This window comes from Paenibacillus guangzhouensis, assembly GCF_009363075.1.
GTDB lineage: Bacteria > Bacillota > Bacilli > Paenibacillales > Paenibacillaceae > Paenibacillus_K > Paenibacillus_K guangzhouensis.
Genome location: NZ_CP045293.1, coordinates 1,321,632 through 1,334,707, shown reverse-complemented (window position 1 = coordinate 1,334,707; position 13,076 = coordinate 1,321,632). Strand labels below are relative to the sequence as shown.

Annotated in this window: 13 protein-coding genes; 2 read left to right on the top strand and 11 right to left on the bottom strand. The window is 47.3% G+C overall.

What is annotated here, in order from left to right; translation table 11 throughout:
• Positions 1-212 precede the first annotated feature (212 nt).
• Positions 213-1,595, top strand: a complete 1,383-nt coding sequence (locus GCU39_RS05930; RefSeq protein WP_152392667.1) for an ADP-ribosylglycohydrolase family protein — start codon at positions 213-215, stop codon at positions 1,593-1,595.
• 142 nt (positions 1,596-1,737) lie between these two features.
• Here the strand turns inward: GCU39_RS05930 and GCU39_RS05925 are convergent, their stop codons facing one another.
• From GCU39_RS05925 to GCU39_RS05875, 11 genes are all read right to left on the bottom strand, one after another.
• Positions 1,738-2,466 (bottom strand): HAD family hydrolase, encoded by a 729-nt coding sequence (locus GCU39_RS05925; protein ID WP_152392666.1) that lies wholly within the window; start codon positions 2,464-2,466, stop codon positions 1,738-1,740.
• A gap of 33 nt (positions 2,467-2,499) precedes the next feature.
• On the bottom strand, positions 2,500-3,099 hold the full coding sequence (locus GCU39_RS05920; RefSeq protein ID WP_152392665.1) for a histidine phosphatase family protein: 600 nt from the start codon (positions 3,097-3,099) through the stop codon (positions 2,500-2,502).
• Between the two features lie 165 nt (positions 3,100-3,264).
• Entirely contained in the window at positions 3,265-4,104 is an 840-nt protein-coding gene (locus GCU39_RS05915) for a carbohydrate ABC transporter permease (protein WP_152392664.1), read from the bottom strand.
• A gap of 15 nt (positions 4,105-4,119) precedes the next feature.
• A complete protein-coding gene (locus GCU39_RS05910; protein WP_152397104.1) occupies positions 4,120-5,019 on the bottom strand; it encodes a carbohydrate ABC transporter permease in 900 nt (299 codons plus the stop codon).
• A gap of 114 nt (positions 5,020-5,133) precedes the next feature.
• On the bottom strand, positions 5,134-6,456 hold the full coding sequence (locus GCU39_RS05905; protein WP_152392663.1) for an ABC transporter substrate-binding protein: 1,323 nt from the start codon (positions 6,454-6,456) through the stop codon (positions 5,134-5,136).
• A gap of 169 nt (positions 6,457-6,625) precedes the next feature.
• Positions 6,626-7,897, bottom strand: coding sequence for a Gfo/Idh/MocA family protein (locus GCU39_RS05900; protein WP_152392662.1), 1,272 nt, complete (start codon positions 7,895-7,897; stop codon positions 6,626-6,628).
• Between the two features lie 9 nt (positions 7,898-7,906).
• Positions 7,907-8,971: a LacI family DNA-binding transcriptional regulator gene (locus tag GCU39_RS05895; RefSeq protein WP_152392661.1), complete on the bottom strand. Its 1,065-nt coding sequence runs from the start codon at positions 8,969-8,971 to the stop codon at positions 7,907-7,909.
• Between the two features lie 473 nt (positions 8,972-9,444).
• Positions 9,445-9,882 (bottom strand): GNAT family N-acetyltransferase, encoded by a 438-nt coding sequence (locus GCU39_RS05890; RefSeq protein WP_193726782.1) that lies wholly within the window; start codon positions 9,880-9,882, stop codon positions 9,445-9,447.
• 100 nt (positions 9,883-9,982) lie between these two features.
• Complete coding sequence (locus GCU39_RS05885) at positions 9,983-10,465, bottom strand: tetratricopeptide repeat protein (RefSeq protein WP_152392659.1); 483 nt, start codon at positions 10,463-10,465, stop codon at positions 9,983-9,985.
• 36 nt (positions 10,466-10,501) lie between these two features.
• Positions 10,502-11,044 carry a GrpB family protein gene (locus tag GCU39_RS05880; protein ID WP_152392658.1) on the bottom strand — a complete coding sequence of 181 codons (543 nt, stop codon included), beginning with the start codon at positions 11,042-11,044 and terminating at the stop codon, positions 10,502-10,504.
• 14 nt (positions 11,045-11,058) lie between these two features.
• Entirely contained in the window at positions 11,059-12,036 is a 978-nt protein-coding gene (locus GCU39_RS05875) for a LacI family DNA-binding transcriptional regulator (protein WP_152392657.1), read from the bottom strand.
• Between the two features lie 169 nt (positions 12,037-12,205).
• Between GCU39_RS05875 and GCU39_RS05870 the strand changes: the two genes are divergently transcribed.
• Positions 12,206-12,997: a Cof-type HAD-IIB family hydrolase gene (locus GCU39_RS05870; RefSeq protein ID WP_152392656.1), complete on the top strand. Its 792-nt coding sequence runs from the start codon at positions 12,206-12,208 to the stop codon at positions 12,995-12,997.
• The last annotated feature ends 79 nt before the right edge of the window (positions 12,998-13,076 follow it).

Sequence of the window (13,076 nt, the reverse complement as noted above, 5' to 3'; positions counted from 1 at the left end):
GTTCTTTTGGTATTTTTCATACTTCGTAACGGATGCAATGTCCTGCTGCCTCTTATTTATTCCAATAATCTAATCATATCATAGATTCATATGCGATTAGAAAACAACAAAAAGCAAAAAATGAGAATTTCTTCTCCATCATTCGAGAAGTCATGGCGTCAGGCGATCGTTATAATGAATGAAATCATACGTAATTCAGGAGGGACCTTGTCATGACAAAATGGATTGGACTTAGAGAAATTGTACGCGAGGAAATCACGCAACGCCGAGAGGAAGGTTGCGAAGTCATAGGATTCACAGAGCGTCTCGACGCTGCCGGGACGAATGAATCGCAGCTGATGGACGTATATCACGCTCTCATGGCGCTTGAACCAAGCAAGGACTTTACATATGTAGAGCCATCAGGGCTAGAAGAAATTCGCGCCGAACGACCGATTGGTCCGCGCTTGATGGGCAACAATTGGGATGACAGTACATGGCAAGACAAGTTTTATGGTGCTTGGCTTGGACGTGCAGCCGGTTGTGCGCTTGGCAAGCCGCTGGAGGCCGCTTCTTTCATGAACGGTTCTGGTGACAGACCAGGTTGGCACAATATTAAGCTGTGGTTCGAAGGTGCCGGACAATGGCCGATTCGTCACTATACGCCGAGTAAATCGACGGCGGAGGCGCAGTATAACATCGAGATCGCTCACTGGAGCAGTCTGGCAAGTTGTGGCGACAACATTCGTTATATGGAAACGGATGATGATATTCGTTATACCGTATTAGGACTGCTCATGCTAGAAGAACGCGGTCTAGATTTTAATTCATGGGATGTCGGCAAGATGTGGCATCGTCATCTGTCATTCGGACAAGTATTCACGGCAGAAGCACAGTCATACTTGAATTTTGCACGCGTGACTTCGCATATCAGCGGAGAACAGCCGGAGGATTGGGAACAGCATGTTCATTGGGGACGTTCCTATTTGAACCCCTTCCGTGAATGGATCGGTGCCCAAATCCGCGTGGATGGGTATGCCTATGGTGGGGCAGGTCATCCTCAGCTTGCAGCTGAACTCGCATGGCGTGACGCCTCCTTCTCCCACGTGAAGAATGGCATTTATGGCGCGATGTTCTGTGCAGCGATGATTGCTGCTGCATTCGTAGAGAGCGATGTGAGACGAATCATTGAGATCGGATTAAGTGAAATTCCGAAGAATTGCCGTCTGGCCGAAGACATTCAGCTCGCGGTAAGGATTGCCGAGGAAACGAATGATCAGGTCGAGCTTGTAAGTAAAATATGGGAGTCGTTTAAACACTACCACCCTGTTCATACGAATAATAATGCTGCATTATGCGCAGCTGCACTCATTCACTCCGGCGGCGATTTCGAAAAAGGCATCACGACGGCCGTGCTTGGCGGTTGGGATACGGATTGCAACGGTGCTACGGTTGGTTCCATTCTTGGAGCATCGCTTGGAGCGACAGCGCTACCTAGTTCATGGATCGATCCGCTTAACGATACCTTGTATGCAGAAGTCAGCGGCTTCCACCCCATTTCCATTTCAGAATGCGCACGCAGAAGCTACAATGTTTTCCGTAAAATACAGAATTAGAGACGTCAGCTGATACTGGAAGTCAGCTATCACCGGATCCTAGGCATTCCGCTGCTTACCCATATGCATGAAAAGAACCACATCCCAGATGAGAGCACTTAGCTCCGTTGGCATGTGGTTCTTCGTTATTCTCACGGACCGATCATTCACAGCTTCTCTCAACCTGGTGCGCAGCCAAGAACTTCTCGATCCCATAGAAATCATCGAACTGAAGCTCTGCCCGCGGATCCTTCTCACGCACGAGAATGGATGGAATCCCGGCATTGCGCGCACCGAGTACGTCCGCTTCAATGTTATCCCCAATCATCCAGACCCTATCCGGCGTTCCTGCTACCCGCATGGCGATATGGAAAATTTCCGGATTTGGTTTCTCATAGCCCACCTCTGCCGAGTTTACTATTTCTGTGATCAAGGATTGGAGTCCTAAATGTGCCACGATCGTACGCAATTCAGGGACATGATTGGATACGATCATGTGCATCCATCCTTGCTCAGCCAATGATCTCAACACCGGCAGCGTATCGGGATACAATTCCCACATCGGGAGATCGACATATCTGTTGCGCGCTGTTGCCGATAAGCGACCTGCAACATCTTTCGTAAATCCAAGGTCTTGATAAATTTGCTTGTAAATTGATTCAATATGCGCCCACCAGAGCTCTGGGGTATTCAAATGAAGATGCGGTTTCTCTGGCTCTTGCCAAGGAAATCCATTTCCTAATCGCGGTAGAATATCATCACGATTCACATGATGTTGTAATTTATGTTCAACAAGCGCTTCCCACATGGACGCACTCCATGCCTTGCCCTTCAGACCGTCCATTCGACCCCCTAGTGTGCCGTCGAAGTCCCAGAACAAAAACTTTCTCATCTCAGCACCTCCTGGTTCGAAATTATCTTCTTGTTAGATGTTCACTAAATGCTTCGTACAATTATACATTTCACACTCCCATGCCCCTGTAACTCCCACCAGGGTGGTTAGAGAGGTGTTGTTTAAGTGTGGCCGGCTCAGGTCCTTCGGCAACAACTGATTCAGGACATAACTGAGAAAGGTACCATGACTTACGAGCAATATGCGCCTGCCAGGATACTTGCTTACCAACTCCTCTATGCATTGAAGTCCGCGCCGAGCGCTCTCCTCTTCGCCCTCTAAGCCCAGCGTTTCGCTATCATCATACCAATCCTCGCCCCATTTCATTACGCGCTCGTTCTCCGTCGTTCCATCGAGCAAACCACCAGATACTTCGCGAAGTCGTTCGTCGTAATGAATTTCCGTAAGCCCGATGGCGTCAGCCACGATCCGCGCGGTCATCGCAGCGCGTGATAAATCACTGGAGTAGATGAGATCCCACGATTCAAGTTCTGATTCATCTCTTAATCGAGCGGCGAGCAACTCCGCTTGTAGAATCCCTTCAGGAGCCAGCGGCGTGTCTGAATGGCCTTGAAACCGTCCTTCCTGATTCCATGGCGTCACCCCATGTCGAATGAATCCTATTCTGTTCATTTGGTTTCCCTCCCCTGCAATCATGGTTCGTCCCATATGTATTACCATACCAAAAAGAAGAACAAGGTGAAAGTCGCGTGCCATTCCTGTTGGACTCAAAAAAGCGACCTGCCTTCAACGGGCAGGTCGCTCACAAGCAAACTCATCCAAATCATTTCAAACCACTTATTGCTTCGTACCCGTCAAGGCAATCCCTTCAATGAAATACCGTTGGAAGAATAAGAACATCAGAATCATCGGCCATACCGCTAGAATGGAACCCGCCATCAGGACAGGGAAGTTCGTGAAATGCTCCCCTTGCAAATAAGCAAGACCCGCAGAGAGCGGCATTTTATCCATCGAAGTATTTACGATAATCGGCCACAAGAGATCATTCCAAGACCATAATATGGTGAAGATCGCCAGCGCTACGAGCCCTGGCTTCGCTAGCGGGATAATCACGCGCCAGTAGATGCCGATATAATGGCAACCGTCGAGCTTGGCAGCCTCCTCCAGCTCTCTCGGAATCGTCATGAAGAATTGACGGAGCAGGAACGTGCCGAACACGCTGAATAATCCTGGTACAATCAACGCCTGCAACGAATCAATCCAACCAAGCTGTTTCATAATCATATACTGCGGAATAATGAACACCTGACCCGGAACCATAAGCACCGATAAACAAAGGATGAACAAGATGTTGCGCCCTGGGAAAGATAATCGGGCGAATGCATAGGCTGCGAGCGAACAGAAGAAGAGCTGTCCAATCGTCTTCGCAACCGTTGTAATGACCGTATTGAAGTAGAATGTCTTGAACGGAAGCGAGACCATCGCTTTGCTGTAGTTGTCGAAATTGAAGGATTTCGGGATGATAACTGGTGGGACATGGGTTGATTCTGTTAACGATTTGAATGATGTCAGCAGCATCCACACGAAGGGGATCATCATGAGAACGGCGCCAACAATGAGTAAGGCGTGAATAATCAACTTCGTCCGATTTTTCGTTCGTACACCTGTAGCTCTCATGCTTAGAACACCCTCCTATTCATAATGAACCCATTTCTTCTGCAAACGCATTTGAATGGCAGTAATGATCAGTATGACGACGAGCAGCACGATTGCGATCGTTGATGCATATCCTTTCGCATTGTCTAAGAATGCGTATTTGTAGAAGATAAACACCACGGTCTGCGCAGATTCGATTGCAATGCTCTTGTCGCCGATCATCATGAAGATCAGATCGAACATTTGGAAGGCACTGATGAGCTGCATAACCATGACGAAGAAAATCGTAGGTGTGAGCAGTGGCAGCGTTATATTGAAGAACTTATAGAACGGTCCTGCACCATCGAGCTCTGCTGCTTCATAATAGCTCGAGGATATTCCCTGCAATCCCGACAGTAGAATGATCATATTGTTCCCGATCGCCATCCATACCGCCACCACAATGACCGCGTAGAGCGCAAATTTCGGATCGGACAACCAAGTCGGACCTTGAATATGGAAGAAGCTCAGAATATAGTTAATGAATCCATAATCCCCGTTATACAACCATTTCCACACGATCGACACCGCCGCTGGCATTGTCACGACCGGCAAGAAATAGAGCGTACGATAGATTGTGAGTCCCCTTACTTTCTGGTTCAATAGTGCCGCGACAATGATCGAGAAAATGACAGTTAAGGGGACAGACCATACCACGAACACAAGCGTATTTCGGAATGCTCCCCACAACACCTTATCCTGTAAGAGCCTTTCATAATTCTTCAGCCCACTCCACGAATATTTGTTGAATGCGCCCCACTCCGTGAAGCTAAAGTAGAAGGTCTGAATCACTGGCCACATATAAAATACGGCAATGCCAAGTATCAATGGTGCAACGAAAATATATCCCCATAGCCATTCTTGGGTTTTCATTGGACTTAATCTTCGCTTCATCATCTGACGTGCGCGAACATCTGCTTCGATCTGCACTTAAGCCGCCTCCTCATCTGGATTATGAAGAAGGCCCTGTTACTGCTCGCAGTGACAAGGCCTATACTCGTGTGACAGGTATTATTCAGCAGCTAGCGCTTCATTCATCTTCGCAGCCATTTGCTTGCCAGCTTCTTCTGGACTAAGCTCGCCAGACCAAGCTTTCTTCAGAATATCCGATTCAAGTCCTGACCATTTCGCCGTATATTTGGATACTGGATAAGGCTTGGAGTATGCTAATTGATCAATGAAAATTTGAAGATCCAGGTTCGGTTGGGATTTCACCCATGCATCCTGTGTCCCATTAAATGCCGGGATCGCTACGCCTGTCTTCGTGTGAATATCTGCGACTTCCTTCGAGCCTAAGAACTTCAAGAATTCCCATGCTTCTTTGGGATGTTTGGTATTCTTCGACATGACGTGACCGAGACCATGAATAACAACGGATTGCTGCTTGCCTTTCGGTAATGCGGCAACACCGATTTTATCCTTCAGATAGTCATTATTTGCGAAGTCAACCGCGTTCCAAGAACCTTCCCATAACATTGCGACTTTGCCGGATGTGAACATATTAAGGGCTTCCGTATCCGTCATTTGGGCCATCGTCGGCGAAGCTTTGTACTTATGAATCAGATCTGTCCAGAATTTGATCCCTTCGATCGCTTCAGGTTTATCATAGCCTGAAGATTTCTTATCGTCAGAAATCATGTAGCCTCCGGCTTGGTAGATCGTATTGTAATATCCGCCTTGCGAATCGAAGTTCGCCGCGATCCCCCACTGCCCCTTCGCAGGGTCCGTTAGTTTCTGCGCCGCATCAATCATTTTATTCCAATCCCAAGATGCGTTCGGATATTCCACCTTCTTCTCATCGAACAGAGCTTTGTTGTACCATACGCCAATCGTATCGAAGTCCTTCGGGATACCATAAGACTGACCATCATACGTGTACAAATCGACGAGCGATTTCGGGTAGTTGTTCATATCATAGTTGTCTTGCTTAATGAGAGTACCGAGCGGCATGAGCATATCATTCGCAGCATACTGCATAAATCTTGGACCGTTCATCCAGAACACATCCGGCAGATTATCGCCGTTCGCAGCGGTTTCTAGCTTTTGCCAATATTGTTTGTTCGGTGTGTCTTCGATCTTAATTTTAATATTCGGGTGTTTCTCTTCGAAAGCTTTGACGATCATTGCATAGGCATCTTTATAGCCACTTGTACCCCATCCCGCATAGGTGATCGTGACCGTCTCTTTCGAATCAGTCGTATTCGAATCCGTCTGGCCTTGACCTTCCGTCGATGTTGATGTCTTCCCTCCATCATCCGATGAAGTGCCGCCGCCTGAACAACCAGCGACCATAACCATTAGTGCAAGCAATGTAAGCATAAAAATCCGTTTCATCCGTAAGTCCCCCCATAATCATTTCATATGATTTGTGTGTCTTATTACTTCGGGTGAATCGATTGACGAACACGTTCATGGTTCATTTTGCTATGGTTACATACAACATCTAGTCTTGCTGCGAATCGAATACCACCTCCCCTATAGAATGTACACCCGCCTGCTGTGATTAAACTGCGCCTTCCGGAATGAAGCTTCTATAATAGGCGTCAATCTCAATCGCCTTGCCTTTATTTAATCTGGATTCTTCCGCAGCGAATGCCATCAAGTGACTGCGTACCGATGCCGATGCTGAAGTCAATCCTTCACCGCCGTCATATTCGCGCACTTCCTTCAAGAAGGTTCTTACGATGCCTTCATCGCCGCCGCCATGTCCGAATGTACCTGGATTCACTTTGATCGTCTGTTGTTCTTTCGTTAAGAAGTCATAAATTGTAAACGAGTTGTTCTCCATATCGCCGCGGATTTCGCCTTTGGTTCCCATGATCTGTACGGTACGTGTCTGATTATGTGTGAATCCGCACATGCTGAACGTTGCTGTCGCACCGTCTGCGAATTCCATCGATGCCACTTGATGATCGACAACGTTATTGTCAGAGTGGTACACACAACGTCCGTAATCGTTTGTTTGAAGCGCTTCCAAAATGCCTTCGCGGCTTGTATCTAACGTAAATTTACGCGCCCATCCTTTGCCTTCACCTAGATAATAACGTGCTGCATGATATGGACAAGTGGATTCGGCAGGACATCCGTCTAGACAACGAAGCGGCGCACCGGCTGGAGCGTTCTGTTCATTAAAATGCATGAGTGAACCATACGAGCTGATTCGCATGCACGGCTGATTCATGAGCCAAGATAGCACATCCATATCATGACAAGATTTCTGAAGAATCATCGGACTCGATACGTCCGAGTTACTCCAATTACCGCGTACAAAGCTGTGGGACATATGCATATGCTCTACGTTCTCATTTAATTGAATCGAAGCAATCTGACCAATTCGACCTTCATCTAATACACGTTTGATCGATGACCAGTAACTTGTATAACGAAGTACGTGACCAATAATAAGTAATCGATTGTTGCGCTTCGCTGCAAGCTCCATCTCAATGCATTCACGTGGTTCTGGTGACATCGGTTTCTCGAGCAGCACATGGTAGCCGAGGTCGAGCGCTTTTAACGTCGGTTCATAATGCATTCGATCCATTGTACAGATAATCATGACATCCGCCATTTTCGGCTTATTGAGGACATCCTTCCAATCGGTAAAAGCCATTGACTCCGGAATGCCGTGGTCTTGCATGAAGTTCACTCTACGTTCCTCGTTCGGCTCGGCTACAGCGATAATCTGCAGCTCATGCGGGTAATTAATCGCATAGGGCCCATAAGCTCTAGCGCCTCGATCCCCTGCTCCTAATAGAATTGCTGTTACTTTGTTCATACGTGTACACTACCTTTCGATAAGAATTTGGCTATGAATAGAGGATTCTCTTATCATCAGTTCAAAGGGCAATACCATTCGGTATGGTATCGTATATGCTCCATCCATCCAATCAAGGAGCGATTTCGCTGCTGCGAGCCCCATCTCGTATTTCGGAATATGTACGGATGAGAGGGCAGGAGATGTATATTTGGCAAAATCGATATTATCAAGACCGATAAAAGCTATGTCTTCCGGAATTCGCAAGCCTGCTTCTGTAACCGCTCTCATCGCTGAGATGGCCATCATATCACTCGCGCAAAACATCGCCGTAGGAAGATCATTGGGATGCTCATGCAACAAACGCTTCATACATTCGTAACTGCGGTCAACGTCCCACTCTGAATTCATGATCCATGCCGGGTTCACTGTAAGTGCCGCACGTTCTAGCGCTTCACGATATCCTCGGAATCTTTTCTCCCTCGTCATATCGCCTGTAAGTCCTACGCCTCCGATAAATCCAATACGCTCATGACCTTGCTCGATAAGATGCTGCGTTGCAGCCTTCGCTGCGATTACGCGATCATATGCGATGACGGGAACGGTCGGATCAGAGATATCGATTCCCACACAGTAGGGAACCACTTCACGCAGTTGCTGATAGAGCGACTTCTCCACTCCTTCGACAAAAATCAATCCATCTGGCTTGCCCTCACCTTCAAATTGATGATGGGCTAGATCTTCACGAATCTCATCTTCCGTCCGGATGAAATGCAGTACGCAGCCCAAGCTCTTCAGTTTATCCTCAATGCCCGCTAGAATCGGCGAGAAATACGGATGGTTATACTTATTGTTCGGTAACGAGAGAATACACCCGATCCGCCGCGGTTGCGCGTCCGGCTCGACTTGACTCAATTTCTTCTGCACTAAGCGCCTTGGCGTTTCATTCGGTTGATAGTTCAGTGCCTTGGCTGCTTCCCATACTCTGTTTTTCGTATCTGCACTGATATGTTTGCTTGTATCGTTATTGATTACGCGGGACACCGTAGAAATCGATACCCCAACCATTTGGGCAATATCCTTCAAAGACGGCATGCTCCACCTCCCTTACTCCTCTTGCATCTCTATGGACTACGACTCTATCCAAATTTGGGTGATGTACAAATAATATAAGGGGCATTTGGGCAGGTGTCAACGACTATTTTTGGGTATTTTTGGGCCCAACAACTTATATGGCGATTCATTTTTCTTTAAAATTCTGGATGCGTACGGTTCTCGTAGGAATTAAGTGCGTATGTGAGGTTGGGTTCGTATAAGAGTAGATAGATCCCGCATACGTATGGCATGGTGCGAGGACGGCTTAGTATCGTGTGCGAACACGTATTTTTTTATCACGTTGATGTGAATTAAGATGCTATTCTTCTTCTCGAAGGACATTTTTTATTATATCAGAACACACGTTCTTGCTGTAGGATATAAAAAAAGCCGAGCCTTATGGCCCGACTTCGGAATCTAGCTGTTCGATCGATGGTAGCATCAGAAATCTTAATCCTTCCACTCTCTTGCAATTACAATTTCATTGTTGTGCAGTAAGCTGCGAATCCCATACTCGCCCAGAATTGTCGTCCTTCGGGATTGCTCTCAAGAACATCAATGATCAGTTCTGTCGACTCCGGAAATACATTCGACTGAAGCAGTCTGATTCCAGCTCTTCCATACCCGCGCCTACGATAGGCATCCCGGATCATATATTGTCGTACATAGACTTGCAGTTTTCCCGGGTTAACCTCATTTGATCGGTATTGATACAAGGCATAGCCCACAATCTCTCCTTGAGATAAGAGAATCTGGGCTTCCCACTGCTCCTGCAAGAAACGAACCATCCGTTCGGTTAGTTGCGCTAGATTCATGGGATTAACACTCTGCTCAGCTCGAATAAGTTCTTGATTGAGTATAGCCAACATGGGAGCATCCGCAAGGCGTGCTTGTCGAAGGGTTAGGTTCATCACTTTCACCACTTTTCCTATGAAGGTACATATCATTTTGGAACCTATTCTACTGCAATATATTGACAATAGCAATGGCTCACTTCGATCCGTTCCATCGTCAGTCCCACCGTTGATCCAATTTATCGGCATAGAAGGCAATGGCTTTGCGATACGTTTGAACACCTTGATCGGCGCTTGTCTCAGCTAATTGTTCCAACAGGATTTGCATCGCTTGACTGTGCTCTTGCAAATTGTAGAGCGTCATGGCATAGAACACTGGATACTCTCGCTGCGCCGGAAACTCAGCCATTGCCCGTTCCAAAACCGCCTTGGATTCTTCGTACATCCCAAGCGTCCGATACGTGCTGCCGAGACCAAGGAATGCGCCTTGCCGATCTTCCCCCATAATTCCGAGTTCTAGTGCTCGTACATAATAAGGTGCTGCTTCACGTTCCAGGCCCATCACATCATGAATCCAGGCGCATTGATACCACACCTCCGGAGACATCGGCATGTCCACCACCAATTGGAGCAGAATGTCTCTCGCCGCCTCATGTTCACCACGCTCGCGAAGCCCAATCGCCTCATCTAACTTTTCCATTCCCTCACCCCACTATATTTCTTATTGACATGGATTCTATGCATCCGATACTCCAGGTTTCCAGCCCTCATGCATACTCCAACCATGGGCTTGTCGAAGGATCGCCCATACAACCTCTTCCTTCCCACGAACATAAGCCTCTCGATCATTCCGATATCGCTCAGCGAGGCCATATTTGACTTCTTCGTACTTTTTGCATGCTTCAGGCTGTTCCCTAAGGTAATCACGAAATAATAAATTCAATTGCTCGGACCAACTGCCTGCTTCACGCACATGGATATGTATTCTCGGGTTTTCTGGGCCTTCACGAAAATACCGTTTGCTCAGGTCATCATTATCTGAATGGTAGCGGTAGCCTGCATTTTCCAATGCGATCTGATATTGTTCCATTGTCTGCAAACAACGAACAGAGATTTGAATATCGATTATTGGCTTAGCGGCCAACCCTGCTACCGATGTCGAACCGATGTGGTCGATACGCATAGCGGTCTCGCCGAGCGCTCGCCGCAGCTCTCCAGCAAGCACAAGGAATTGATCATGCCATTCCTGCTTGTATGCCACTACTTCGATGAAATCCATGCTCCCACTCCTCCTCAGACCGTCGTACGCTCAATCAGCCGATAGGGTAACTCTTTTCGCGCTGGCGGTAACGTCTTATCATTCATTCGCTCATATAGAATCTCAAAGGCGTAAGTCCCGACATCATACATCGATTGTTCGATCGTCGTGATGCCGAGCACTTCCGCAATGGGCTGATTATCCAATCCGATGACCGCTAGATCCTCAGGTACTTGGATCCCATGCTTTCTCGCCTCGGCGACGATCGCAGCGGCAGGATGATCCCCTCCACCTAGTAGCGCTGTCGGTCGATTTTCCATAGCTAACATATTGTGAACGACTTCAACCCCGCGCTCAAAATCAAAAATACGTTCAAACTGCCAGTCTGAACAAGGCTCCTCGCCAATTGCATGCAGAGCATCGTAATAGGCTTGTTTACGATTTCGGTTGCTGTAGCTGTCGCCGCGGCCGATAAAATAACCGATCTTGCGGTGGCCCTTGCCGATAAGATAATCCATCCCCAGCTTGAAGCTACCATAATGATCGATAAATACCGACGAAATCGCTCGATCCCCTGCATTCTCACAAGCGATAATAGGACCATACACGGCATAAGGTTCGATTTCATCCCATGACATCGTTTTGGAACAGAACACAATCCCGTCAACCTGCTTCATCCGGAGCATATCCAGCACCTTCTGCTCTTCTTCCGCCCGATAATCCGTCTGGCATAAGACCAGCTTGTAATCGCAAGCAAGAGAAGCATTGGCAATCCCGTCGATCATACTCCCAAAGTACGGATGATTGACATACGGCAGAACGACCGCAATCATTGATGTCTTCCCTTTGACAAGGTGGACCGCATTCATATTTTGGGAATAATTGAGCTTCTCCACCGCTTCGAGCACGGCAGCACGCTTGTCTTCCCGAACATACGGGTGCTGATTGAGCACGCGCGATACCGTTGCGATCGATACGCCAGCTAGCTTCGCAATTTCCTTAATATTCGCCATGAAATATCTTCACCACCTTTTCTGAAAAATGGCTATTGACCTGAAAAGCTTTTCATAAATTATCATGAATTTGTAACACCAAGAGCAGTCATCACATGCGGCCAGCGTTACCTTCATCGGGCGTCATGGCCGCACAATTCTTTTATCATCATAGAGGAGGAATGCCATCATGGGAAGACCTATCGTATTCTTCGATATTGACGGTACATTGTTGAATGAGCAAAAAGAAATTCTAGCATCAACCCGCATCGCCATCCGTGAATTACAGCAGCAAGGCGTATATACAGCGATTGCGACAGGCAGAACGCCAATATTGTTCGAAGATATTCGGCAAACGCTGGGCATTGACTCTTATGTCGCGATGAACGGGCAATATGTCGTTTTCGAAGGACAAGTTATTTATGATAACCCGATACCACAAGAAGAGCTGATCCAGCTTCAATCCGAAATGCAGCGCAATAACAGTCCCTATGCTTATGTCAGTCATGACGATTTCAAATCGAGTGAGGCGAATCATCCCTATATCCGAGAATCCTTCGGAGATACGAAGATCACGTATCCTGCCGTTGATCCGACCTTCCATCTTCGTGCGCCGATTTATCAAGCCATCGTATTTTGCGAGGAAGAGAAGCTCAGCCATTATATCGACCGCTTTCCACACTTTACATTTTTACCTTGGCACACGTATGCATTAGATATTCTTCCCAAAGGCTGCTCCAAAGCGATCGGCATTTCCAAAATGTTAGAACACGGCCGTTTCAGCCTCAGTGACAGCTATGCCTTCGGTGACAACAACAACGATCTGGAGATGCTCTCCCTCGTCGGAACGGGCGTTGCGATGGGCAATGCGCTTCCAGAGACAAAAGCCGTTGCAGATATGATCACCGCTTCATGTGAAGATGACGGTATTTATCACGGTCTTGTTGAGCTTGGCTTAATATCTCCTGTTTTGATGAAATGAAAAGAAACGTCTACCAGCCTCATATAGGCCGATACACGTTTCTTATGATCTGATATTCGATTCGATTAATGAAACGTAG